The sequence below is a fragment of the Azospirillum agricola genome (genome assembly GCF_020005195.1).
GTDB classification, from domain to species: domain Bacteria; phylum Pseudomonadota; class Alphaproteobacteria; order Azospirillales; family Azospirillaceae; genus Azospirillum; species Azospirillum agricola.
The window spans coordinates 640,709-664,518 of the sequence record NZ_JAIFZR010000005.1; the positions used below are offsets into that span (position 1 = coordinate 640,709).

A 23,810-nucleotide genomic window follows, 5' to 3' on the forward strand; every position below is an offset into this window, starting at 1 on the left:
CGATGGCCGCCCGCACATGACCGCCCGCAACACCGCTTCCCCTTCGCCCGCCGATCCGGCCGGCGCCCCCGACGCCGCGGCGGGGTCCGCTCCGGCCCCGGCCGGCGCCCGCGAGTTCCGGTTCGAACGGCATCATTTCGATCGGATCGCCCAGCTCCTGCACCAGCTTGCCGGCATCGCGCTGGCCTCGCACAAGATCGAGATGGTCTACGCCCGGCTGGCGCGGCGTCTGCGCGACCTGCGGCTGCCCGACTTCGACGCCTACTGCGCCCTGCTCGACAGCGAGGAGGGCGCCGGCGAGATCGGCTTCCTGGTCAACGCGCTGACCACCAACCTGACCAGCTTCTACCGCGAAGCCCATCATTTCCAGTTCCTGGAGCAGGTCGTCCTGCCGGAAATCCGCGCCCACAACACCGGCGTGCCGAAGCCGCGCCTGCGCATCTGGTCCGCCGGCTGCTCGTCGGGGCCGGAACCCTACAGCATCGCCATGGTGCTAGCCTCCACCCTGGGGGCCGACCTGCGGCGCTGGGACGCGCGCATCCTGGCGACCGACATCGACACCCACATGGTCGAGACGGCCAAGCGCGGCGTCTACGCGCTCGACGGCGTGTCCGGCATCCCGCCCGCCATCCGCGCCCGCTACACCGAGCCGGCCACGCTGAACGGCGAGCCGGCCGTCGCCATGAGCGGGGAGCTGAAGCGCCTCATCACCGTCAAGCCGCTGAACCTGCTGGAACGCTGGCCGATGTCCGGGCCGTTCGACGCGATCTTTTGCCGCAACGTCCTGATCTACTTCGACCGCCAGGGCCGCACGCAGGTGATAGAAAGCTTCTCCCGCATGCTCGCCAGCGGCGGCTACCTGTTTCTCGGGCATTCGGAGAGTCTGTATGGCGTGTCGAGCAGCTTCCATCAGGCCGGCCCGACCATCTACCAGAAGGCGTGAGCGATGACCGCCAGCCCGCTGCGCCGCCGCTCCGCCCCCCAATCCGCGTTCCAACCCGCGCCCTCCGTCGAGGCGGCGGCCCCCACGCCGCGCCGGATGGGCAGCGGGCGCTACTACAACGCCGCCTTCAAGGTCGAGACGATCAAGATCTTCCTCGGCCACCACGCGGTCAGCGACCGCGGCGACCTGATGATGGCGACGACGCTGGGATCCTGCGTCGCCGCCTGCATCCACGACCCGGTGCGCGGGGTCGGCGGCATGAACCATTTCCTGCTGCCCGACCTGCCGGAGACCGAACTGCGCGGCGACGGCGCCGCCGCCCGCTACGGCTCGGTCGCCATGGAACGGCTGATCAACGGGCTGCTCGACCAGGGGGCGGAGCGGCGGCGGTTGCAGGTCAAGCTGTTCGGCGGCGCCCGCGTCATCGAATCGAGCTGGGACATCGGCCGGATGAACAGCCGCTTCGCGCTCGAGTATGTGCGGACGGAGGGGCTGATCCTGGCCAGCCACGACCTGGGCGGGACCTCGGCCCGGCGGATCCATTATTTCCCGCACTCGGGCCGTGCGCTGCGGCGTATGCTGCACCCGGAAGCCGTGTCCGACACGGTGGAGGAGGAGCGCAGCTTCATGTCCAGCCTGCGGCGGGAGCCGGTCGACGGCGGCGTCGAACTGTTCGAGTCCGGTCATCCGGAAGGAGCGGAGGCATGAGCAGACCGATCCGCGTCGTCATCGTCGACGACAGCGCGCTGATGCGCGAGATGCTGCGCGACCTGCTGAACCAGGAACCGGGGATCGAGGTGGTCGGCGTCGCCCGCGACCCCTTCGAGGCGCGCGAGGTCATCAAGGCCAGCAACCCCGACGTCCTCACCCTCGACGTCGAGATGCCGCGGATGGACGGCCTGTCCTTCCTCGAAAAGATCATGACCCTGCGGCCGATGCCGGTCATCATGATCTCCTCGCTGACCCGTGAGGGCTCCGACGCCGCCATCCGCGCCATGGAGCTGGGGGCGGTCGACTGCCTCGCCAAGCCCGGCGGCTCCGACGGCCAGGGCTTCGAGCGGACCGTCCAGGAGCTGGTCGGCAAGATCCGCGTCGCCGCCACCGCGCGGCTGTCGATGCGCCGGCCGCACGCCACCGCCACGCTGGCGACGCCGCGCCGCGCCGGGGCGGTCGGGCGGCTGATCGCCATCGGCGCCTCGACCGGCGGGGTCGAGCGCATCCGCGACGTGCTGGCGGTGATGCCGGCCGACTGCCCGCCCATCGTCATCACCCAGCACATGGGGCCGAGCTACGTGCCCAGCTTCGCCGCCCGGCTCGACCGCAATTCGGCGCCGAGCGTCCAGCTGGCCGAGCACGGCATGCGGCCGGCCCAGGGGCTGGTTCTGATCGCCCCCGGCGACCGCCACCTCGCCATCGCCCGCGATTCCGGCGGCCTCGTCTGCCACCTCCAGGACAGCCCGTTGGTCAGCGGCCACCGACCGTCGGTCGACGTGCTGTTCGGTTCGGTCGCCAAGGCCGCCGGCCCCAACGCGGTCGGCGTCATCCTGTCCGGCATGGGGCGCGACGGCGCCATCGGCATGAAGGCGATGCGCGACGCCGGCGCCCACACCATCGGGGAGCAGGAATCGAGCTGCGTCGTCTATGGAATGCCGCGCGCCGCCTTCGAGACCGGCGGCGTCGCCGTGGAGCTTCCCCTTCACCAGATTCCCGCCGAGATGCTGCGCGCCTTCGACGCCATCGGCGAGCGGCCCCGCACGAGCTGATGGCCGCTGCGGAAGATTTGAGGAGCATGACCATGGCTTTCGACGGTGCCGCGCCCGCAACGCCCGTTTCGACGGGCACCGAGGACGGCGCGAACGGCAAGATCGCCGTCACCACCGATCTGCTGTCGACCTGGCTGGGCTTCGCCGACGTCCAGCGCCGCACGCTGGACGTGGTGCAGACCGAGCTGACGCGCACCTCACGGCATGTCGAGGAGGCCACCGTCGACCTGTCCGACCGTTTCCGGCTGCTGGCGGCCAAGGCGCTGGAGCAGTCGGAGCGGGTGGAGCAGATCGTCGCGCTGGCCGGGTCGGTGTCGATCGACGGCGAACGGGTGCCGATGGACCAGCTGGTCGTCGGCATGCAGGACATGATCACCGACATGGTGACCAACATCGTCACCCTGTCGCGCCACGCCATGAGCATGGTCTATCTGCTGGACGACGTGCAGAAGGACGTCGCCGAGCTGGAGAAGTCGATCGGCGACATCGACACCATCAACCGCCAGACCAACTTCCTGGCGCTGAACGCCGCCATCGAGGCGCAGCGGGCCGGCGACGCCGGGCGCACCTTCGCCGTGGTGGCGCAGGAGGTGCGGAACCTGTCGCGCTCCACCGCCGCTCTGGCCGACCGCATGCGCGGCAAGGTGACGGCGGTGGTCAAGGGCGTGCGCAACGGCCACGACATCCTGCGCCAGATCGCCAACACCGACATGTCGCCGCAGATGCTCGCCAAGGAGCGGGTCGACAAGACGATGGACAGCCTGGTCGAGCAGACCGCCCATTTCCAGTCGGTGCTGGAGACGGCGGCCGACGTGTCGTCGGACATGTCCTCGACCATCGCCCACGTCATCACCGGCATGCAGTTCCAGGATCTGACCAAGCAGCGCATCGAGGCGATCAACGACAGCCTGGCCATCATGAGCGCCGGCCTGAACGAGCTGGAGACCCGCATCCGCGCCCAGGTGCCGGCCGGCGTCGGCGCCAGCGAGCCGCAGGAATGGCTGAACCAGCTGCTCGACCGCTTCACGCTGAGCGAGATGCGCGAGCGCTTCGTCCGCAAGCTGCTGCTGGAGGGCACGGCGCTCGACGAGAACGGCGTGCTTGACGTGGACGCGGGGGCTGGGGACAGTTCCGGGGGCGACATCGAGCTGTTCTGAGACATCCGCCCGCATCGACCGAAAAAGTGCCTTCAAGGAACGACCAGAACCATGGACTATGGAATTGAACAGCGCGACCTGGAAGCCGTCGTCCGCCTGCGCGGCCGCCTGACCTTCAACGATCACGCCCGTCTTCGCGGCCTGATCGGCGAAATGGTGCAGAACCGGGCGCCCCGGCAGGTGCTCGACCTGTCGTCGCTGGAATTCGTCGATTCGGCCGGCATCGGTATGCTGTTGATCGCGCGCGAGGAAATGACCAACAATGGCAAGGAGCTGGTCCTGCGCGCCGCCACCGGGCAGGTGAAGCGCGTGCTGACCGTCGCCCAGATCGGCAAGATCGTCACCATCGAGGATTGAGTCCCTTGCCCACCCGGACCGCCACCGCCCATGAGCCCGCCCGCACCCGCTTCGCGGCGCTGCACGGGCTGGCCATGGCCGCCGACCGGCTGGCCCGGCTGTCGGAGTCGCTGGCCCTGCCGCTGCGCGAGGAGCCGGCGGGCGGCGGCGGCCCGGTTCTGGCGGTCATGGACGGCCCGACGGCGGCCGGCGACGACGCCTTCTGGGAGCGGCCTTTCGCCGCATGGATCGAGCCGGAGGAGCCCGGCGCGGCAGCTCCCGTCACGACGCTGGCGGCCCCGCTGCCCACCCTGGTGGCGCGGGCCGGCGCGTCCGACCTCTACATCAACCTGACCACGGCGACGGCCAACGACCTGCATCTGGCCGGGCGGGTGCTGACCGCGCTCACCGCGCGCCGCGCGCTGCCCGACGGGCTGCGCGACGATCTGGAACTGGCGCTGCACGAGGCGATCAGCAACGCGCTGGTCCACGGCAACCTCCAGGTCAGCGGCATGAAGGAACTGAGCACGGCCGAGCTGGAGCGTTTCTCCCGCGATCTGGTCGAGCGGCTGGCCGACCCGGCCCTGGCCCATCGCCGGGTCGAGGTCGCGGTGCTGGTGGAGGGCGACGCCATCGTCGTCGAGGTGGCCGACGAGGGGCCCGGCTTCGTTCCCGCCCCGCAGGCCGGACAGGGCGCGTCGGGGCGCGGGCTCGACCTGATCGCCACCATCGCCGAGACGATGGAGCTGAAGGACGGCGGCCGCCGCATCCGCATGCGGTTCCCGCTGTGACGGACGGCGGGGCGGCAGGCGGGGCGGGGCCGGACGCGGACACCGGAACCGAGGCCGAGGCGCTCGCCGCCATCCGCGACTGCGCCATCCTCGTGGTCGACGACACCCCCTTCAACCGCACCCTGATCGGCGCCCTGCTGGAGGAAGGCGGCTTCCGCAACGTCTCCTACGCCGAAAGCGGGCAGCAGGCGCTCGACCGCATCGCCGCCGCCCCGCCCGACCTGCTGATCCTCGACATCATGATGCCCGGCATGGACGGCTTCGAGGTCTGCCGCCGTCTGCGCGCCAACCCCGACCACGCCGACCTGCCGATCCTGGTGCAGACCGCCCTGTCCTCCAGCGACGACCGCAACAAGGCCTTCGCCGCCGGCACCACCGATCTGGTGTCGAAGCCGCTCGACCGCACCGAGCTGCTGGCGCGCGTCGCCATCCAGCTGGAAAGCCGCGTGCTGATCCGCCGCCTCCAAAGCTACCGGGCGCGGGTCGAGGGCGAGCTGGCCATCGCCCATTCGATGCGCGAGCATCTGCTGCCCTCCCCAGCGCTGTGCGAGTCCCTGGGACGCGCGGCCGGGGTCGTCCTGCACGCCCACACGGCGGCCTCCGACACGCTGGGCGGCGATCTGTGGGGCGTGCTGCGGCTGGACGGGCCGCGCTTCGGCGTCTTCCTGCTCGACATGGGCGGCTGCGGCGTGTCGGCGGCGATGGACGCTTTCCGCATGCACACGCTGCTGCACGAGCTGGCGCCCGAGCATGGCTGCGACCCCGCCGGGCTGCTCGCCGCGCTGAACGAACGCGCCCTCGGCCTGCTGGAGCCGGGGCAGCGGGCGAGCGTGATCTACGGCGTGGTGGATGGCGCCGCCGGCTCCTTCGTCCACGCCGCCGCCGCCGCGCCGCCGCCGCTGCTGTTCGCCCCGCCGGAATTTGCCCAGCCGGAGAGCGGTGCGCCGCGGAGTGACGCACCGCTCGCCGGCGGGACGGCCGGCAGCGCCATCGGAACCGCGCCCGACCTCCGGTACGAGGCGCGGAGCCTGCCGCTGGCGCCGGGAGCCGTCCTGGCGCTCGGCTCCGCCTCGTTGCTGCAAACCGCCGACAGCGGGGGCGGCGCGGTCGGGCTCGCCGCTCTGGTCGCGCGGGCCGCCGGGCCGGAGGGGCACACGCTGCTGCGGATCGAGCGGAGCGCCGCCGCATGACACATCCCGCCACCGTCCAGTGCACCCCGGCAAACCTCCCCGCCGGCGTCGAGCGGGCCCGCGTGCTGGTGGTCGACGACAACCGCATCAACCGCCACCTGCTGCTCGCCCTGCTGGAGCGCGGCGGGATCCGGCAGGTCGAACAGGCGGCCGACGGCAACGAGGGGATGGAGCGGCTGGAAAGCTTCAAGCCCGACCTCGTACTGCTCGACCTGATGATGCCGCATCTCGACGGGTTCGAGATGTGCCGGCGGATGCGCGCCGACCCGCGCTGGAAGCGGCTGCCGGTGCTGATCCAGTCGAGCCTGAACCGGGCGGAGGACCGCGCCCGCGCCTTCGCCGCCGGGGCGACGGATTACGTCACCAAGCCGATCAACGCGGTGGAGCTGCTGGCCCGCGTCCACATCCACATCCAGAAGCGTTGCCTGCTGCACGATCTGGAGCAGTACCACGCGCGGTCGCAGCGCGAACTGGCGCTCGCCCGCAACATGCAGGAACGCCTGATGCCGAGCCCGGCGCGTCTGGCCACGCTGCGCGCCGCCTGCGGTCTGGCCATCGACGCCCATTTCGCGCCGTCGTCGGAGCTGGGCGGCGACTTCTGGGGCATCAAGCGGCTGCCCGACGGGCGGACCGGGGTCTATCTGGTCGATTTCTCCGGCCATGGCGTCGGGGCGGCGCTGAACACCTTCCGCCTGCACGCCATCTGCCAGCAGCTGGCGCCGGTCTGCGCCGATCCGGTGGAGTTCCTGGCGGCGGTCAACACGCGGCTGTGCGCCCTGCTGCCGAGCGGCCAGTTCGCCACCATGCTGACGGGGTGCGTCGATCCGGCGGCCGGCGTCTTCCACTACGCCTCGGCCGGGGCCACCGCGCCGATGGTTTGGGCGCCGGGCGACGCGGAGCCGCTGATGGGCGACGGCACCGGCCTGCCGCTGGGGCTTCTCGCCGGAACCCGCCATGAGTCGCGCAGCCTGCCGCTGCCGCCCGGCGGCCGGCTGTTCCTCTACTCCGACGCGGCCATCGAGATTCCCCAGGGCGACGGGGTTCTCGACGAGGCCGGCCTGCTGGCGATGGTCCGCCGCCGTGCGGGCGAGACGGACGGCGCCCGCCTGCTCGACGGCCTGCTCGACGAGCTGCGGGCCACCGGCCCGATCGACGACGACCTGACCGCCCTGCTGATCACCCGCGAGCGCTGAAAAGGGACCCCGCCGGCCTCAGCGCCGGGCGGGATCGCGGCTCAGGCCCTTGGCCTCCAGCTCGGCCAGATATTCGGCCCACAGCCGGTCCTGGTCGGCGCCGATCTCGTACAGATACGTCCACGAGAAGATGCCGCTGTCGTGCAGATCGTCGAACAGGATGCGGACGGCGTAGTTGCCGACCGGCTCGACGCCCATGACGCCGACATGGCGGCGCCCGGCCACCGTCTGCTTCTGGCTGGCGTTGTGGCCCTGCACCTCGGCCGACGGGCTGACCACCCGCAGGAACTCCGCCGGGTAGGAGAAGGAGCGCCCGTCGTCGAAATCGACCTCCAGCCGCTTCTCCTCCTTCTTGAGGCGGATCTCCCGCGGCCAGTGGACGGTGCCGAACGCGTTCGAGGCGAAGCGCTCCCCGGAGGTCATCAGGCGGCTCCCTTGTCGAGGCTGCGCGCCTCGTCGATCAGCATGATCGGAATGCCGTCGCGGATCGGGTAGGCGAGGTTGGCGCGCTCGCTGACCAGCTCGCCCCGCTCGGCGTCGTAACGCAGCGGCCCCTTGGTCAGCGGGCAGACCAGAATCTCCAGCAACTTGGGATCGACGCGGGCGCCGCCCTTGGAATCGCTGCTCTTGTCGTCGGGCGTGGGCATGTCGGTGTCTCGCGTCGGAAGGGGGAAAGGGATGGGCGTCAGTGGCAGGGGGCGGGGCCGTCCCCGTCATGGCCGTCGAGAATGGCCATCTCGATCAGCCCGATCAAGAGCTTCCCGCGCTCGGCCAGATCGGGGGCCTCCAGCAGGGCCTGCTTCTCGCTGGGGCTGAAGGGACAGATCATCGCCAGGGAGTTGACCAATCGCTCGTCCAGCGTGCTGGTGATCGCCTGCCAGTCGACCGACAGGCCCTGGACGCGGAAATAGGTCTTCAGCCCGGCCAGCATGCGGGCGCGGTCGACCTCGCCGCAGGCCTCCGGCTCCAGGTCGGCGGCGAAGCGGTCCCAGCGTGGGGTGACGCGGCGGTAGCCGTTGTGTCCGTCGATCTCGCGGCGGACGGCGAACCGCGACACGCCGGTGAGGGTGATCAGGAAGCGTCCGCCCTCGGCCTCGGAAAAGCTGGTGATCCGCCCGGCGCAGCCGGTGCCGTAGACGGCCGGATCGCGTTCGCGGCAGGCGGGGTCGGTCGGCTGGATCATGCCGATCATGCGGTCGCCGCCGAGCGCATCCTCGACCATCGCCAGATAGCGCGGCTCGAAGATGTTCAGCGGCAGCCGCGCCCGCGGCAGCAGCAGCACCCCGGCCAGCGGGAAGATCGGCAGCGTCTGCGGCAGGCGATCGAAGGTGGGGTCGAAGGGGTTCCGGGTCATGACCAATCAGATAGAACCCCTTCGCCTCGGGAACAGGCGTCCCGGCCCTCAGCTGAACAGGATCGTCGACAGCTTGCGGCGCGTCTGCACCGTCAGCGGGTCGGTCGGGCCGAACGCCTCGAAGAACTTGACGAGCTGCTTGCGGGCGCCGTCGTCGTTCCAGCTCCGGTCGCGGCGCACGATCTGCAACAGCTCATCGACCGCCGCCTCGCGCTTGCCGGCGGCGAACAGCGCCATGGCGAGGTCGAAGCGCGACTGGTGGTCGTTGGGATCAACGGCGACCTTCTCCATCAGCTCCGGGATCGGGCCGGCGTTGGCCGCCTGCTCGCGCAGCTCCAGCTCGCTGCGGACGACGGCCAGCTCCTTGTCCTTGGCGATGGAGTCCGGCGCGCGGGCCAGCATGGTCTTGGCCTTCTCCAGATCCTCGGCGGCGATGAAGCAGCGGACGATGCCGGCGTAGGCGCGGGCGTTCTCCGGCTCCTCGTGGAGGATCTGGCTGTACAGCTCGACGGCGCCCTGGAGGTCGCCCTCCTCCAGCATCTCCTTGGCCTGGAGCAGCGCCTCCTCCAGCGGGTCGTCGGCGCCGACGCCGGCCGACTTGGCCAGCTTCACCAGCTTGTCGACGAAGGCCTTCAGCTCCGACTCGGGCTTGGCGCCCATGAAGCCGTCGACCGGGCGGCCCTGGAAGAAGGCGTAGACCGCCGGGATCGACTGGATGCGGAGCTGCGAGGCGACCATCGGGTTCTGGTCGGTGTCGATCTTGACCAGCCGGACGGCGCCCTTGGCGGCGCGCACCACCTTCTCGATGACGGGCCCGAGCTGCTTGCAGGGGCCGCACCAGGGCGCCCAGAAATCGACGATGACCGGAACGCTCTGCGAGGCCTCGATCACGTCGGCCATGAAGGCGCGGTCGCTGCTGTCCTTGACGACGTCGCCCGCGCCGGCGGCGGGAGCGGCGGACTTGGGGGCGGACGATGGCGGAATGGAGAACATGATGGGGTCGGTCCCGTTCGTGACGTCTGGTCGGTCTGCCGTCATAGATGAGCGCGCGCGGCGCCTCAAGCAAGCGTCTCGTGCCCGCCCCCGGTCCTATTCGGCCTCGCCGAAGGCGACGACCGCCGGTTCGTGGCCGCAGGCGCGGATGAAGCGCAGCAGGTCGTCCGGCCGGATCGCCGTGGTGCGGTCGTTCAGCAGCGGGTGGTAGTTGAGCGGGTCGTGCGCCATCATCGCCCGCTGAAGCACCACCTTCACCCGCCGCTCGGTGTCGTTGACCAGCGCGAAGGGCGAGACCGAGCCCGGCCGGATGCCGAGATGGCGCCACAGCCGGTCCGCCGAGGCGAAGGACAGCCGGGCCGAGCCGATCACCTTGTCGAGCCGGTTGAGATCGATGCGCGCGTCCTCCAGCGCCACCACCAGCCAGAGCTGGTCCTTGCGGTCCTTGAGGAACAGGTTCTTGCAATGGCCGCCGGGCAGCGCCCCGCGCAGGGCCTTGCTCTCCTCCACCGTGTGAAGCGGCGGATGGCGGTGGGTGGCGGTGGCGATGCCGAGCGCGTCGAGGCGCGCCAGAAGCTCCTCCGGGGAGGTCGGCAGCGGGGCGTCGGCCGCCGGATCGCCGGCGCCGCCGACGTCCACGGAACGGGTCGAGGCGGTGTCCATGCCCCTCTTTCTACCGGTCTCCCGCAAATTCGTCCAGCCGCCACGGAAAAACCGAAACAGGAGGCTTGCATTGCGCCCGGCGATGAGTATAGTCCGCCGCACGCCGCCGGATGGACCGGCCGCCGACGCGACAGCGACGGGCCGGGTCGGGCAGCGGATACGGAGCGCGGGCGTAGCTCAGGGGTAGAGCACAACCTTGCCAAGGTTGGGGTCGAGGGTTCGAATCCCTTCGCCCGCTCCATTCTCCACCGGCTTCATCGCCGGATGGATCGCGATCAAAAGGCCGGGCCCTTCGGGCGCCGGCCTTTCGCGCGTCTGGACCGCCGGATCGTCCCATCCGCCGCGCCGGGACGCCGCCCGCCATGTTTGGATCGCCCCCTCCCGCATCACTTCCCCCGACATCGCTTCATCGGCGATGCCGATCAGGGCGACGCCGATCAGGGGCGACGCCGACCAGGCCGCCCCTGCGTTCCATCGCTTCCGGCGCCCGATCCCAGCGGCAGGCAACAGCCCTGATTCGCCCGCCCCGGCCTTCGCGGCCGCCCGGCGGGCACCACGCAATCGGCGCCCCGCCTCCATCGCGGCGGCTCCAGGCGGTTGTTTGAATTCATTCGTATGCGCTTATTGGTGATTCCAGCGGTCTCAATGAGACGAATTCATTATGACGAATTTACTGTTTGTCAACTTACTTGCGTATGACCAAGCGAAGAGTTAAACTTCAAGATCGAAACAAAGCGCATATGGCGTTACGGGGGTTGTAGCAGGCATCCGCAAAACCGTGCATGGGTAACGCCGGCCTCCCTGTTTTCCCCGGATGGGGAGCGGCCGGTGGGCCGCGCCACGCGCTGCCCGGTCCATCCCCTTCGCGATGGCTCGGCGCCTTCCCGGCCAGGGCGCGCACGGCGCACCGAAGCATGCCCCGCGAACCGTTACGACCCGCCACGACCGCAAAAGGATCACCCCGATGGCTATGCAACGTTACCCGGTCAATTTTCCCCGCCTGTCCCCCGAAACGCTCGCGCTGTGGGAAACCGTGCCCAGCAGCGTCGCGTCGGACACGCAGAACCGCTGCCAGAGCATGGACGCGCGGATCAAACCCTGCGCTCCCGGCATGCGGATCTGCGGGCAGGCGCGCACCGTGGCGGCGATGCCCGGCGACAACAGCATGCTGCTGACCGCGTGCAGCGTCGCCGATCCCGGCGAGGTGGTGGTGGTGGCCGGCGGCGGCCTGGACGACGTGGCCATGGCCGGCGAATGGGTGGCGCGCGGCTGCCGGTCGCGCGGCCTCGGCGGCCTCGTCATCGACGGGTCGGTGCGCGACCTGCGCGAAATCCGCAGCATCGGCTTCCCGGTCTTCGCCCGCGGCGCGGTTCCCCGCGGCCCCCACAAGTCCTTCGGCGGCAAGATGGACATCACGGCGGCGGTCGGCGGCATCGCCGTCAACCCCGGCGACCTGATCATCGGCGACGACGACGGCATCACCGTGGTGCCGCTGGCGGCGATGGACGAGGTCCTGCGACGCTGCCTCGACCTGCTCGCCAGGGAGAAGATCTGGTCGGAGCAGCTCGACGCCGGCCGGAGCCTGGCGGAGGTGCTGGGCGTTCCGGAGCCCGAACTGATCGACGAGCCCCGCTGACCGTCCGCCAGACGGTCCTCCGCCCGGGCCCCCGTCCGGCGGGCCCCGGCGGACCGCGCCCGTGAACCGCCTTCCCGCGCCGCGATTTCCCGCGCCGCCCCCCACCGCCATCGCCACCGGTACCGCTTTCCATGACGGCCATCATCCAGATCGTGTTGCCCATGTTCATCCTGGTGCTCGTCGGCTTCTACGCCGGCAAGTCCGGGAATTTCAGCAACACGATGTCCCAGGGGATTTCCCGGTTCCTCGGCATCTACGCGCTGCCGGGACTGCTGTTCGTCGCCATGGCGAAGGCGAAGATTCCCGATCCGATCGAATGGGGCTTCGTCGCCTCCTTCTTCATCGCGGCCTTCATCGTCTTTGCGATCGGGTCCGGTTGGATGTGGATGCGGCGGCGGCGCGAGGAGATCGCCATCGTCGGCTTCGCCACCTCCTTTTCCAGCATCGGCCTGCTGGGCGCGCCCATCCTGATGGACGCCTACGGGGCGGGCGTCGCCCTGCCGGTGATGCTGCTGATCGTCTTCCAGTCGCCGCTGCTGTTCACCACCGCGACCATCATCGCCGAAGCCCTGCGCAGCAGCGGCGGCCGCCCCATCCCGACCGCCCTGGCCGCGGTCAAGGCGACGCTGCTCAGCCCGATGATCCTGTCCATCGTGCTCGGCCTCGCGGTCAACCTCCTTCACGTTCCCATGCCGGAGGTCGTGCTGAAGGCGGCCTCCCTGATCGCCTCGACGGTCCTGCCCTGCGCCTGCTTCACCCTGGGCACCGCCCTCTCCTACAGCCCGCTGACCGGAAAGCTGATCCCGGCCACCGTCATGGCGCTGATGAAGGTCGCGTTGCACCCGGCCCTGACCTGGGTCCTGGCGGCGAAGGTCTTCCATCTGCCGCCCGACTGGATGGCACCGGCGGTCACCGCCGCCGCCCTGCCCATCGGCATCAACGTCTACGCCGTGGCCGAGCGCTACCAGGCCGGGCGGGAGCTGGTGTCGATGTCGCTGCTGATTTCCAGCATGCTGTCGCCGCTGTCGATCTCCATCGCGTTCATCGTCGCGACCGGATGATCCGGAACGACTTCCCTCATTCGCCATCTTTACTTTGATACATTTGTAATTTGACAGAACAGATGTCAATTCGGTGACGGCACCGCGGGGCGTTGGCAATCGCCGCTCTGCGCCCGTGACATCACTTATGTCGCGGGATTGCGACAGGCTGTACACTTGTATGGCGATATTTATCCTGATAGCCTCTCGTTTCTTGAGAGAAAACCGGATGGATCAATCCCTGTGGCCGCAGAACCAGCCTCATGGCCGACTTCGCCCCGATCATCCATCCAGACGGAAACAGATAGATTTCTAAGCTTTCATCAAATCCATCGCAAGACATACCGCAGTATGCATGCCCGGAAAAGCCGGCATTTCCCTCAACAGGACAGGCAATTAAAAATCCAGAGAACGGTGACATCAATAAATTTGTTAACGAATGGCCAACAATTTGCGTCCTAACGTGCATCGCACAAGAAATGATGCGGGAGCGCTGCGCTTCGCGCACCGATCTTCCGCTTGAAAAGCCTGATCATGGCATAAAAAGGGGAATCCAGATGAACACTCGCAGCAGATTTCTGGCGGTCGCCACCGGCGCGGCGGCCCTGATGGCCGTGGCGGCGCCGCTGTCCGTCCAGGCCGCCTACCCGGAAAAGCCCATCACCATGGTCGTCGCCTACGATGCGGGCGGGTCGACCGACGTGACCGCGCGGATGCTGGCGCCCTACATCGAGAAGCATCTGGGCGGCGCCCGGATCGAGGTGGTCAACCGGCCCGGCGCCGGCGGCGAGATCGGCTTCGCGGCGCTCGCCGACTCGCCGGCCGACGGCTACACCATCGGCTTCATCAACACGCCCAACCTGGTGTCGATCCCCATCGAGCGGCAGGCCCGCTTCTCGCTCGACCGGCTGGATCCGCTGATCAACGTCGTCGACGACCCCGGCATCTGGACCGTTCCCGCCGACAGCCCGTTCAAGACGCTGAGCGAGGCCGTGGCCCACGCCAAGGCCAACCCCAACGCGGTGACGGTCGGCACGACCGGCGTCGGCTCCGACGACCAGCTCGCCATGCTGCTGGTCCAGCGTCAGGCCGGCGTCCAGTTCACCCACGTCCCCTTCTCCGGCTCGGCCGCCAACCAGAAGGCGATGCTGGCGAAGAAGATCCAGGTCTGCGCCCAGAATCTCGGCGAGGGGCTGCGGGCGACCGCCACCGAGCAGGTGCGCATCCTCGGCGTGATGAGCAGCGAGCGCTGGAAGGTCGCCCCCGACCTGCCGACCTTCAAGGAGCAGGGCTACGCCGTCAACATGGCCTCGCTGCGCGGCATCGGCGCGCCCAAGGGGCTGCCGGCGGACATCCGCGCCAAGCTGGTCGACGCCCTGACCAAGGCGGTCGGCGATCCGGAATTCGTCGCCAAGGCGGAGGCCAAGGAAACCTTCCAGCCCCTGCGCGTCCTGGCGTCGGATGCCTTCGCCGGCGAACTCGCCCAGCTCGACAAGGAGCTGCGGGCGCTGTGGCAGTCCTCCCCGTGGCTGAAGTGAGCCGGCCGGCTTGACTCGGCCGGGCTCCAGTTCCAGGGGCCGATGAAGCGGATGCCGTCCGGGTCCCCCCGGCGGCATCCCCTCCCGCCGGCTCCGATCCTGTCTCCCGATGGTTGATGCAGGTGTCCCATGACCTTTCTGAACCACCTTCACATTCCCACCAAAATGGGAATACCGGCCACCACCGCGATCATCGGAATGGTGGTGATCGCCTTCCTTGGCTGGTCCGCCATCACGGAGCAGTCACGGCTGCTGGACACGCTGTTCAACCGGTCCTTCACCCGTGAGGCCGAGGTCCAGTCGCTGACCGACACCCTGACGGTCGCCCACGCCGGCATGTACCGCACGGTGATCCTGAGCAACGCCAACGCCTCGCCCAAGGCGATCGAGGGGGAGACCAAGGCGCTGGGCGACTATCTGAACCGGCTGAAGGGCGAAGCCGACACGCTGAAGAACGCGACGGCGGAGGACGAGAGCGAGGCCAAGTTCCTCGAACGCTTCGGCAGCGACACCGCCACCTATCTGGCGAAGGTCACCAGCTTTCTCGACCTGCTGAAGATGGGCGTCGATCCGCTCGACTTCCTGCAGGAGGTGCAGGCCGCCTACACCCGGCTGCACACGACCAGCCGCGAATACCTGACCTTCCAGCGCCAGCGCTCCACCGACGCCTACACGCTGGTGAACAGCTCGGTCGACGTCACCACCCGCGCCTTCGCCATCGTCGCCGGCCTGGCGCTGGCGATCACGGTCGGCGTCGCCCTGTTCATCGGCATGAACGTCGCCCGCCCCATCGTGCGGCTGACCGACGCGATGGAGAAGCTGGCCAACGGCAAGCTCGATTCGGAGATCCCGGCCGCCGAGCGCGGCGACGAGATCGGCCAGATGGCCCGCACGGTGCAGGTGTTCAAGGAGAACGCCATGCGCGTGCAGGAGCTGTCGCACGAGCAGGAGGCGATGCGGGTCCGCAACGAGGAGGAGCGGCGCACCGCCATGACCTCGCTCGCCAACGACCTGGAGGCGTCGGTCAAGGCGATGATGGGCGAGGTCGTGCGCTCCGCCGGATCGGTGCGCAACGAGGCCAGCTCGATGCTGGAGAACGCCAAGCAGACCAGCCACCACAGCGACAGCGTCGCCCATTCGGTGCAGGAGGCGACCAGCGAGGTCGAGAGCGTCGCCGCCGGCGCCGAGCAGCTCCGCGCCTCCATCGACGAGATCACCCGCTCGATCACCCAGTCGGCGCAGCTCGCGCGCGGCGCCGTGGACGAGGCCGGGCGGACCGACAGCATCGTCCAGGGCCTCAGCGAGGCCAGCCGCAAGATCGAGGAGGTCGTCGGCCTCATCCAGTCGATCGCCGGCCAGACCAACCTGCTGGCGCTGAACGCCACCATCGAGGCGGCGCGGGCGGGCGAGGCCGGCAAGGGCTTCGCGGTGGTGGCGCAGGAGGTCAAGAGCCTCGCCAACCAGACGGCCAAGGCGACCGAGGAGATCGGCGCCGAGATCGCCGCGGTCCAGGGCGCCACCCACGCGGCGGTCAGCGCCATCCGCGCCATCGTCGGCACCATCCGTCAGGTCGACGAGTCGCTGGGCACCGTCGCCGCCGCGGTGGAGGAGCAGGACGCCGCGACCCGCGACATCAGCGCCCGCTCGCAGCGCGCCGCCGTCGACACCATGGCGGTGATGCAGGAGATGCGGCTGGTGCAGCAGGCGGCCGAGACGACCGGCAAGTCCGCCGGACTCGTCCAGAACACCACGGAGGAGCTGTCGCGCAGCTTCAACCGGCTCGACCACGAGATCGAGGCCTTCATCACCCGCATCACCGCGGCCTGAGGGGAGCGGCCCGAGCGGGGCGGCTTGGACAGGGTGGCATGACCAGCCCCATCGCCCCCAACGAAAAGGCCCCGCCGTCGCCGGCGGGGCCTTGCGCGTTCCGGCCCTCGTCCGGGCCGGCCGCCTCACTTCAGCCAGGGCATCTCGGCCCACAGGGCGCGGAAGTCCTTGTCGAGTTGCGTCAACTCGGCGGTGAAGGCCGCCGAGTCCAGGATGCGCAGGGGCTGGAAGGTTTCCCGTGCCTTGGCCTGGAACTCCGGATCCTGGGCGGCCTTGGTCAGGGCGTCGATCAGCTTGGCACGGATGTCCGGGGGAAGGCCCTTGGGCGCGCCGATGCCGCGCATCGACACCATCTCGATCTTGTAGCCCAGCTCGGCGAAGGTCGGAATGTCGGGAGCCACGTCCCAGCGCTTGGCGCTCATCACGCCGAGGATGCGCACCGGATCGCCGGCGGCGACCCCGCGCAGCCCCTCGCCGAGATTCTGGTTGCAGACCTGGGTGTGACGGCCGAGCATCGCCCGGTAATTCTCGGCGCTGCCGGGGAAGGGCACATGGATCATCCGGGCGCCCGACTGACGCTCCAGCAGCAGCATGGCGAGATGGTCGTCGGAGCCGACGCCGGTGGAGCCGACCGTGGCCGTCCGCGGGTTGGCCTTGGCGTGGCGGACCAGATCCTCCAGCGTCTTGTAGGGGCTGTCGGCGTGGACGGTCATGACGCCGGGATCGTCGATCACGTTGACCAGGGGATCCAGCCGGTCGAGGCTGTAGCGGGCCTGCCGCTCGATCGGAATCGTGATCAGGTTGGGCGTGTTGATGAAGCCGATGGTGTAGCCGTCGGGAGCCGCGTCGGCGATGGCCGCGAAGCCGATCTCGCCGCCGGCGCCCCCCCGGTTCAGCACCACGATGCGGGCCCCGCCGCCCAGCTGCTTCTCGATGAAGGGCGCCAGCATGCGCGCCGTCACGTCGGTCGATCCGCCCGCCCCGTAGGCGACGATCATGGTGATGGGCTTTTCCGGGTAGGCGGCCCTCGCACCGCTCGGCGCCAGCGCGGACGCGGTCAGGACGCCGGCCACGGTCAGGAAGGGCAGAAGCTTGATTGCGATCATGTTTGCGTCCTTTTGTTCTTTTCCCGGAGTCATTCGTCCCGCTTTGGTTGAGCAAGGCGGTAAAACAATGCCCATTGAGATTAGGCAAGGCCGCCCGTCAAGTCACGCGCATAAGCTTGACTGCGACGTCTTGGAAGGAGGTTGAGACCATCAACAACAAATTATTTTTCAATATTTTTATCTAATGAACTCGCCACTGGCATGATGAATCATCAAAAACACACTCGACTGAATCTCATAGACCGCAGATAATACAACCGAGAGAACGGGGCGCCGGCACTGCGGCCACCGACACGGCATTCGCCGCACCGTTTCGCCCCTGCCTTCGCGTGCGAGAGAAAGCGGGACACACCCTTCCAATGACACACTCCTTGAGATCGCCACAGGATCTCGCGGCCGGCCTTCTGCTGAGCGCGATCGCGCTCGGCGGCTTCTGGCTGGCGCGGGACTGGGACGTCGGCACCCTGGCGATGATGCAGGCCGGCTTCTTTCCACGCCTCGTCTGCTTCCTGCTTCTGATGATGGGGCTGGCGACCATGATGCGCGCCGTGACCGCCGACGGGCCGTCGGTGCTCGGCTGGGCGTGGCGCCCCTCGCTCGCCATCACCGCGGCGGTGCTGGCCTTCGCGGCGCTGCTCGACCGGCTGGGTCTGGTGCTGGCCATCCTGGCGCTGATCGGCATCGGCGGCTTCGCCGGGCGTCCGCTGCGCCCCGCCCCCTTCACCGCGCTGTGGGCCGGCCTCGCCACCGGCTGCGTCGCCATCTTCTCCTGGGGGCTGGGCTTGCCGCTCCAGATCTGGCCATGACGGACGTCTTCGCGAATCTGTGGCTCGGCCTCGGCGTCTCGCTGATGCCGATGAACCTGCTCTACTGCTTCCTGGGCACGCTGATCGGCACGCTGATCGGGGTCCTGCCCGGCATCGGGCCGGTGGCGACGGTGGCGCTGCTGCTGCCCATCACCTTCTACCTGCCGCCGGTCGGCGCCCTGATCATGCTGGCCGGCATCTTCTACGGCGCCCAGTATGGCGGATCGACCACCGCGATCCTGGTGAAGCTGCCGGGCGAATCCTCCTCGGTCATGACCTGTCTGGACGGCAACGCCATGGCGCGCCAGGGCCGCGCCGGGGTGGCGCTGGCCACGGCGGCGCTCGCCTCGCTGTTCGCCGGGGTGGTCGCCACGCTGGCCATCGCGGTGGCCGGTCCGCCGCTGGCCGGCGTCGCGCTGGCCTTCGGCCCGGCGGAGTATGTCGCGCTGATGGTCGTCGGCCTGATCGGCGCGGTGATCCTGGCGCATGGCTCGGTGGTCAAGGCCATCGCCATGATCCTGATCGGCCTGCTGCTGTCGATGGTCGGCACCGACGTCAATTCCGGCCAGATGCGCTTCACCTTTGACATCCCGCAGCTCTATGACGGGATCGACTTCGTGCCGCTGGCGATGGGGCTGTTCGGGCTGGCCGAGATCATCCTCAACCTGGAGGAGACGGAGGGGCGCGGCGTGTCCCCGGCGCCGATCTCCCGCCTGTGGCCGGACTTGAAGGACTTCCGCGAGGCATGGCCGGCCGCCGTGCGCGGCACGGCGCTCGGCACCGTGCTCGGCATCCTGCCGGGCGGCGGCGCCACGCTGAGCGCCTTCGCCGCCTACGCGCTGGAGAAGAAGGTCGCCCGTGATCCCGGCCGCTTCGGCCACGGCGCCATCCAGGGCGTCGCCGGGCCGGAGGCGGCGAACAACGCCGGCGCGCAGGCCAGCTTCATCCCGATGCTCAGCCTCGGCATCCCGTCCAACGCGGTGATGGCGCTGATGATCGGGGCGATGATGATCCACGGCATCACGCCCGGCCCGCAGATCATGACCAAGCAGCCCGACCTGTTCTGGGGCATGGTCGCCAGCATGTTCGTCGGCAACGTCATGCTGGTCGTCCTCAACCTGCCGCTGATCGGGCTGTGGGTGCGGCTGCTGCGGGTGCCCTACGCCTACCTGTTCCCGGCGATCCTGGTCTTCTGCTGCATCGGCACCTACAGCCTGAAGAACGACGTCTTCGACGTGATGATGATGGCCGGCTTCGGGGTGTTCGGCTATGTCCTGCGCAAGCTGGACTGCGAGCCGGCGCCGCTGCTGCTGGGATTCGTTCTCGGCCCGCTGCTGGAGGAGAATCTCGGCCGCGCCATGCTGCTGTCGCAGGGCGACCTGACCGTCTTCGCGACGCGGCCGATCAGCGCCGGGCTGCTGACGGTGGCCGCCATCCTGCTGGCGCTGATCCTGCTGCCGGCCTTCCGCCGCCAGCGCGAGGTCGCCTTCAAGGAGTAGCTCTCCAAAAAGCGTTCAGGCGGCGTTGACGCAACCAACCGGCGCGTCAGCGCCGCCCCTTGCACACAACCGTGGGATCTGGTGGATTGGCGGCGCGGACGCGGTGGCGGACGGGCCGCCACCGCCGCCGCTCACTGGGAGGCGCGGAGGATGAAAGAGATCCTCGCTCTCCTGATCCTGCTGTTGCAGGTGGTCAAGGCGTTCCTTGATTACCTGAACCGCTGATCGGGCGGACGTGCCGGGGATTACGGCCCCGGCACGTCCATCCCCGATATTGCCCCATCCCGCGTCCGGGTCAAGAGGCGCTTTGGGCGACATCGCCCCGCCCCAGCACCTGCGGAGGCAAGCGTCTTTACGCCCGCTTCCAGCTCGTGCCCTGCGGGCCGTCCTCCAGGATGATGCCCTGGTCGGCCAGCTCCTTGCGGATGCGGTCGGCCTCGGCGAAGTTCTTCGCCGCGCGCGCCGCCTTGCGGTCGGCGATGAGCTGGTCGACCGCCGCGTCGGTCAGGCCGGCCTGTCCGCCGCCCGCCGGCGCCCAGCGGAACCACGCCTCCGGGTCCTGCTGCAACAGGCCGAGCTGCGCGCCGGCTGCCAGCAGCGCGCCCTTGGCCGCCGCCCGCTCCGCGTCGCTCTGCGCCTTGTTCACCGCCGTCGCCAGCTCGTGCAGGTGCGCGATCGCCAGCGGCGTGTTCAGGTCGTCCTCCAGCGCCGCCAGCACGTCGAAGGGCAGGTCGGAGGCCAGCGGCTCCGGTCCGCCGCGCAGCGCCTGGTACCAGCGGTCGAGCGTGCCCTTGGCGTGGCGGATGCCCTCGCGGGTGAAGTCGAGCGGCTGGCGGTACTGGGCGCTCATCAGCGTCAGGCGGATCGCCTCGCCGGGGAACTCGTCGAGCAGCTCGTGGACGGTGAAGAAGTTGCCGAGCGACTTCGACATCTTCTCGCCCTCGACGGTCACGAAACCGTTGTGGACCCAGGTGCGGGCGAGATGGTCGGTGCCGTGGGCGCAGCGGCTCTGGGCGATCTCGTTCTCATGGTGCGGGAAGATCAGGTCGAGCCCGCCGCCGTGGATGTCGAAGGTGACGCCGAGATGCTCCTTGGCCATGGCCGAGCATTCGATGTGCCAGCCCGGCCGGCCACGGCCCCACGGGCTGTCCCAGCCCGGCTGGTCGTCCGCGCTCGGCTTCCACAGCACGAAGTCGGAGGCGTCGCGCTTGTAGGGCGCCACCTCGACCCGCGCGCCGGCGATCATGTCGTCGAGCGAGCGGCGGGAGAGCTGCCCGTAGCTGGGCATCGACGGCACCGAGAACAGCACATGCCCTTCCGCCGCGTAGGCGTTGCCGCGCTCGATCAGGGTGGCGATCAGCGCGATCATGTGGGTGATGTGGTGCGTCGCGCGCGGCTCGATGGTCGGGCGCAGCGCGTTCAGTGCGTCCATGTCGGCGTGGAACAGGTCGGTGGTGCGCCGCGTCAGCGTTTCGATCGGCTCGCCGCTGTCGCGCGAGCGGTCGATGATCTTGTCGTCCACGTCGGTGATGTTGCGGACGTAGGTCACCGACGGGTAGAGCCGGGTCAGCAGCCGGAACAGCAAGTCGAAGACCACCACCGGGCGGGCGTTGCCGATGTGCGCCGTGTCGTAGACGGTGGGACCACACACATACATGCCGACATGGTCCGGGCGAAGCGGCTCGAAGCGCTCCTTGCGGCGAGTCAGCGTGTTGTAGAGGTCCAGCGGCACGGTTCAGGTCTCCGAAAAAAGGAAAACGGGATCAGGCGGTCTCGCCACAAACCGGCGTTCAGGCGGCTTCGCCGCCAAGGCGGCGAAGGGCGCGCGCGCGTCCGATCAGGGGTAGCAGGTTCTTCAACTCCGGTCCATGGTCGCGGCCGGTCAGCGCCCGGCGCAGAGGAAGGAACAGCTCCTTCCCCTTCCGACCCGTCGCCCCCTTCACGGCGCCGGTCCAGGCGCCCCAGGTGGCGAGGTCCCAGGGCTCGGCGGGCAGCAGGGTCGCGGCCTGCTCCAGGAAGGCTGCGTCCTCGACCAGCGGGGTCACCGGGGCGTGGGTCACCGCCCACCACTCCCGCGCGTCCTCCAGCCGGGCGAGGTTCGGACGCACCGCGTCCCAGAAGGCGGCGTCGGCGCCGGCCAGCCCCATCGCCTCCAGCCGCTCCGCCACCCGCTCGAAGGGCGTCAGGTGCAGGATGCGGGCGTTCAGCCGGGCCAGATCCTCCGGATCGAACTTCGGCGTGGCGCGCGACACCTTGGACAGGTCGAACTCGGCCACCAGCTCGTCGAGCGTCAGCCGCGCCTCGATGGGGTCCGACGTGCCGAGCTTGGCGAGCAGGCTCGACAGCGCCATCGGCTCGATGCCGTCGTCGTCGCGCAGGCTGCCGATCGACAGGCTGCCCAGCCGCTTCGACAGCCCCTGCCCAGCCGCGTCGGTCAGCAGCGGCAGATGGGCGAAGGCCGGCACGGAGGCCCCCAGCGCTTCGAAGATCTGGATCTGCACCGCCGTGTTGGCGACATGGTCCTCGCCGCGGATGATGTGGGTGATGGCGAAGTCGGCGTCGTCCACCACGCTGGTCAGGGTGTAGAGCGGCCGCCCGTCCTCGCGGATCAGCACCGGGTCGCTCAGCGCCGTGCCCTCGAACCTGACCGGACCGCGCACGAGGTCGGTCCATTCGACCGGCGTCGGGGCCAGCTGGAAGCGCCAGTGCGGCCTGCGCCCCTCGCCCTCCAGCCGGGCGCGGTCGGCGTCGCTCAGCCGCAGGGCGGCGCGGTCGTAGATCGGCGGGCGGCCCTGCGACACCAGGCTGGCGCGCTTGAGGCTCAGCTCCTCCGGCGTCTCGTAGCAGGGGTAGAGGCGGCCTGCTGCCTTCAGCGCGGCGGCGGCCTCGTCGTAACGCGGGTAGCGGTCGCTCTCGCGGGCGAAGCGGTCCCAGGTCAGGCCCAGCCACGTCAGATCCCGGGCGATGCCGTCGGCGAACTCCTGGGTCGAGCGCTCCTCGTCCGTGTCGTCGAGCCGGAACAGGAAGCTGCCGCCGGTCTTGCGCGCGAACAGCCAGTTCACGAGCGCCAGACGGACGTTGCCGACATGGATGCGGCCGGTCGGGCTGGGGGCGAAACGGACGGCGGTGGACATGGGACGGATCGGCTCGCTTGCGGATGGAACGGCGGGATGGAACGATTCGGGGCCGAGTCCTAGCACGCGGCGCCATTATCCGGAAGCCGCGCGGAGGGATCGCCGGCCCGGCGCCATGCGGCGGACGTCACAGCATTGTTCGTATTAAAGGAACAATGTGGTCTGATATTGATAATTTATCCCACCCCTGAAAATGAATAAACCTTCAGGCAGGCCGCGCCACGCCGCACGGACCCATCCTTCAAGACCATGGAGACAGACCATGCAATGCCTTCTCATATCCTTGCGGCGCGACTGGCAATCCTGGAGTTCACAGGAGAAGGTTTCGGTGCTTTCGATCTCGCTGTCGGCTCTGATCTTTGCGGCATCGAGCATCAACTGGTGAGAGACAAGCGGCGCTTTCCCAAAACTTGCCCCCAATTCCTTCCCTTCCGGGAAACGGAAGGGTGAACGCGCCGGACGATCGGACGGCGGGAGGATGACATGACACGGATGCTGGCCTTGAGCATGTTCCTCGGTGTTTTTGCCTACGCGTCGTTCCTGGCGTCCTGATCGCTCCGGCGGCACGGGATCGCGGGGCGGGGATCAGGCATTCCCCCAATAGCGCCTTGCCTTCCACGCCGTTACCGTTCCCCCGCCTCGCCGCGGATCGGTTTGGACGATCGGAGGTGTCCGTCCTCCGCCGTCCGGACCGGTCGTTGCCGAGCGGTCGGTCACGCGCCGGCCCGCGGCGGGGTACCTCCCCTGCCATGCTGCACCCCGCCGGCGGGTTTTCTTTCGGGGGCGCCCCGAAGCCCGAAAGCTTGAAGCCCGAAAGCTTGAAGCCCGAAAGGCGATTTTT

At 69.2% G+C, this 23,810-nt stretch carries 24 protein-coding genes, 1 tRNA gene and 1 pseudogene; 17 read left to right on the forward strand and 9 right to left on the reverse strand.

All coding sequences use genetic code 11. From position 1 onward, the window contains the following. Positions 1-16: 16 nt before the first annotated feature. The 9 genes and pseudogenes from JN22_RS17945 to JN22_RS17980 all read left to right on the forward strand — a co-directional run bounded on the left by JN22_RS17945 (position 17) and on the right by JN22_RS17980 (position 7,373). Positions 17-943, forward strand: a complete 927-nt coding sequence (locus tag JN22_RS17945; protein ID WP_085555256.1) for a CheR family methyltransferase — start codon at positions 17-19, stop codon at positions 941-943. A gap of 3 nt (positions 944-946) precedes the next feature. Continuing rightward, entirely contained in the window at positions 947-1,651 is a 705-nt protein-coding gene (locus JN22_RS17950; RefSeq protein WP_085555257.1) for a chemotaxis protein, read from the forward strand. After that, positions 1,648-2,706: a protein-glutamate methylesterase/protein-glutamine glutaminase gene (locus JN22_RS17955; protein WP_085555258.1), complete on the forward strand. Its 1,059-nt coding sequence runs from the start codon at positions 1,648-1,650 to the stop codon at positions 2,704-2,706. The genes JN22_RS17950 and JN22_RS17955 overlap by 4 nt, the downstream gene beginning before the upstream one ends. A gap of 32 nt (positions 2,707-2,738) precedes the next feature. Next, the gene (locus JN22_RS17960; protein ID WP_223677776.1) at positions 2,739-3,863 is read left to right on the forward strand and encodes a methyl-accepting chemotaxis protein; all 1,125 of its coding nucleotides are present in this window, start codon (positions 2,739-2,741) and stop codon (positions 3,861-3,863) included. A gap of 51 nt (positions 3,864-3,914) precedes the next feature. After that, on the forward strand, positions 3,915-4,220 hold the full coding sequence (locus tag JN22_RS17965; RefSeq protein ID WP_085555260.1) for an STAS domain-containing protein: 306 nt from the start codon (positions 3,915-3,917) through the stop codon (positions 4,218-4,220). 5 nt (positions 4,221-4,225) lie between these two features. Next, positions 4,226-4,990: an ATP-binding protein gene (locus JN22_RS17970; RefSeq protein ID WP_223677777.1), complete on the forward strand. Its 765-nt coding sequence runs from the start codon at positions 4,226-4,228 to the stop codon at positions 4,988-4,990. 92 nt (positions 4,991-5,082) lie between these two features. After that, positions 5,083-5,403, forward strand: a pseudogene (locus JN22_RS35365) (response regulator); the annotation flags it as partial. Positions 5,404-5,424: 21 nt separating this feature from the next. Then, a complete protein-coding gene (locus JN22_RS35370; RefSeq protein ID WP_396022003.1) occupies positions 5,425-6,180 on the forward strand; it encodes a PP2C family protein-serine/threonine phosphatase in 756 nt (251 codons plus the stop codon). Further along, positions 6,177-7,373 carry a PP2C family protein-serine/threonine phosphatase gene (locus JN22_RS17980; RefSeq protein ID WP_085555262.1) on the forward strand — a complete coding sequence of 399 codons (1,197 nt, stop codon included), beginning with the start codon at positions 6,177-6,179 and terminating at the stop codon, positions 7,371-7,373. Before JN22_RS35370 ends, JN22_RS17980 begins: the two co-directional genes overlap by 4 nt. Before the next feature lie 18 nt (positions 7,374-7,391). Here JN22_RS17980 and JN22_RS17985 read toward each other — a convergent pair whose 3' ends face one another. The 5 genes from JN22_RS17985 to JN22_RS18005 all read right to left on the reverse strand — a co-directional run bounded on the left by JN22_RS17985 (position 7,392) and on the right by JN22_RS18005 (position 10,383). Next, positions 7,392-7,796, reverse strand: coding sequence for a gamma-butyrobetaine hydroxylase-like domain-containing protein (locus JN22_RS17985; protein WP_085555263.1), 405 nt, complete (start codon positions 7,794-7,796; stop codon positions 7,392-7,394). Then, entirely contained in the window at positions 7,796-8,020 is a 225-nt protein-coding gene (locus JN22_RS17990) for a Trm112 family protein (RefSeq protein WP_085555264.1), read from the reverse strand. Before JN22_RS17990 ends, JN22_RS17985 begins: the two co-directional genes overlap by 1 nt. A 38-nt stretch (positions 8,021-8,058) precedes the next feature. Then, positions 8,059-8,727 carry an LON peptidase substrate-binding domain-containing protein gene (locus JN22_RS17995; RefSeq protein ID WP_085555265.1) on the reverse strand — a complete coding sequence of 223 codons (669 nt, stop codon included), beginning with the start codon at positions 8,725-8,727 and terminating at the stop codon, positions 8,059-8,061. A gap of 48 nt (positions 8,728-8,775) precedes the next feature. Further along, positions 8,776-9,720, reverse strand: a complete 945-nt coding sequence (locus JN22_RS18000) for a thioredoxin family protein (RefSeq protein ID WP_085555266.1) — start codon at positions 9,718-9,720, stop codon at positions 8,776-8,778. A 96-nt stretch (positions 9,721-9,816) separates the two neighbouring features. Further along, on the reverse strand, positions 9,817-10,383 hold the full coding sequence (locus JN22_RS18005; protein ID WP_143268350.1) for a prolyl-tRNA synthetase associated domain-containing protein: 567 nt from the start codon (positions 10,381-10,383) through the stop codon (positions 9,817-9,819). A 166-nt stretch (positions 10,384-10,549) separates the two neighbouring features. Here JN22_RS18005 and JN22_RS18010 point away from each other — a divergent pair. The 3 genes from JN22_RS18010 (at position 10,550) to JN22_RS18020 (ending at position 13,080) form a co-directional block, all read left to right on the forward strand. Beyond that, positions 10,550-10,624 (forward strand) — tRNA-Gly (locus JN22_RS18010). Positions 10,625-11,347: 723 nt separating this feature from the next. Then, positions 11,348-12,019 (forward strand): RraA family protein, encoded by a 672-nt coding sequence (locus JN22_RS18015; RefSeq protein WP_085555267.1) that lies wholly within the window; start codon positions 11,348-11,350, stop codon positions 12,017-12,019. Positions 12,020-12,150: 131 nt separating this feature from the next. After that, positions 12,151-13,080: an AEC family transporter gene (locus tag JN22_RS18020; protein ID WP_085555268.1), complete on the forward strand. Its 930-nt coding sequence runs from the start codon at positions 12,151-12,153 to the stop codon at positions 13,078-13,080. A gap of 121 nt (positions 13,081-13,201) precedes the next feature. On the opposite strand, the gene JN22_RS18025 is transcribed toward JN22_RS18020, so the two are convergent. Then, positions 13,202-13,567: a hypothetical protein gene (locus JN22_RS18025; RefSeq protein WP_143268351.1), complete on the reverse strand. Its 366-nt coding sequence runs from the start codon at positions 13,565-13,567 to the stop codon at positions 13,202-13,204. 49 nt (positions 13,568-13,616) lie between these two features. Here JN22_RS18025 and JN22_RS18030 point away from each other — a divergent pair, with 49 nt between their 5' ends. Together JN22_RS18030 and JN22_RS18035 are read left to right on the forward strand one after the other, a co-directional pair. Further along, complete coding sequence (locus tag JN22_RS18030; protein ID WP_085555269.1) at positions 13,617-14,597, forward strand: tripartite tricarboxylate transporter substrate binding protein; 981 nt, start codon at positions 13,617-13,619, stop codon at positions 14,595-14,597. 198 nt (positions 14,598-14,795) lie between these two features. Next, complete coding sequence (locus JN22_RS18035; RefSeq protein WP_223677778.1) at positions 14,796-16,424, forward strand: methyl-accepting chemotaxis protein; 1,629 nt, start codon at positions 14,796-14,798, stop codon at positions 16,422-16,424. Positions 16,425-16,549: 125 nt separating this feature from the next. On the opposite strand, the gene JN22_RS18040 is transcribed toward JN22_RS18035, so the two are convergent. Next, positions 16,550-17,530 carry a tripartite tricarboxylate transporter substrate binding protein gene (locus JN22_RS18040; RefSeq protein ID WP_085555271.1) on the reverse strand — a complete coding sequence of 327 codons (981 nt, stop codon included), beginning with the start codon at positions 17,528-17,530 and terminating at the stop codon, positions 16,550-16,552. Positions 17,531-17,901: 371 nt separating this feature from the next. Here JN22_RS18040 and JN22_RS18045 point away from each other — a divergent pair, with 371 nt between their 5' ends. From JN22_RS18045 to JN22_RS18055, 3 genes are all read left to right on the forward strand, one after another. Continuing rightward, complete coding sequence (locus JN22_RS18045) at positions 17,902-18,336, forward strand: tripartite tricarboxylate transporter TctB family protein (RefSeq protein WP_223677779.1); 435 nt, start codon at positions 17,902-17,904, stop codon at positions 18,334-18,336. Beyond that, positions 18,333-19,835: a tripartite tricarboxylate transporter permease gene (locus JN22_RS18050; RefSeq protein WP_085555273.1), complete on the forward strand. Its 1,503-nt coding sequence runs from the start codon at positions 18,333-18,335 to the stop codon at positions 19,833-19,835. The genes JN22_RS18045 and JN22_RS18050 overlap by 4 nt, the downstream gene beginning before the upstream one ends. An 81-nt stretch (positions 19,836-19,916) precedes the next feature. Then, complete coding sequence (locus tag JN22_RS18055; protein ID WP_179166182.1) at positions 19,917-20,060, forward strand: hypothetical protein; 144 nt, start codon at positions 19,917-19,919, stop codon at positions 20,058-20,060. A gap of 127 nt (positions 20,061-20,187) precedes the next feature. On the opposite strand, the gene cysS is transcribed toward JN22_RS18055, so the two are convergent. Together cysS and gltX are read right to left on the reverse strand one after the other, a co-directional pair. Beyond that, positions 20,188-21,567: a cysteine--tRNA ligase gene (cysS, locus tag JN22_RS18060; protein WP_085555274.1), complete on the reverse strand. Its 1,380-nt coding sequence runs from the start codon at positions 21,565-21,567 to the stop codon at positions 20,188-20,190. Positions 21,568-21,625: 58 nt separating this feature from the next. After that, positions 21,626-22,969, reverse strand: a complete 1,344-nt coding sequence (gltX, locus tag JN22_RS18065; protein ID WP_085555275.1) for a glutamate--tRNA ligase — start codon at positions 22,967-22,969, stop codon at positions 21,626-21,628. Between the last annotated feature and the right edge of the window lie 841 nt (positions 22,970-23,810).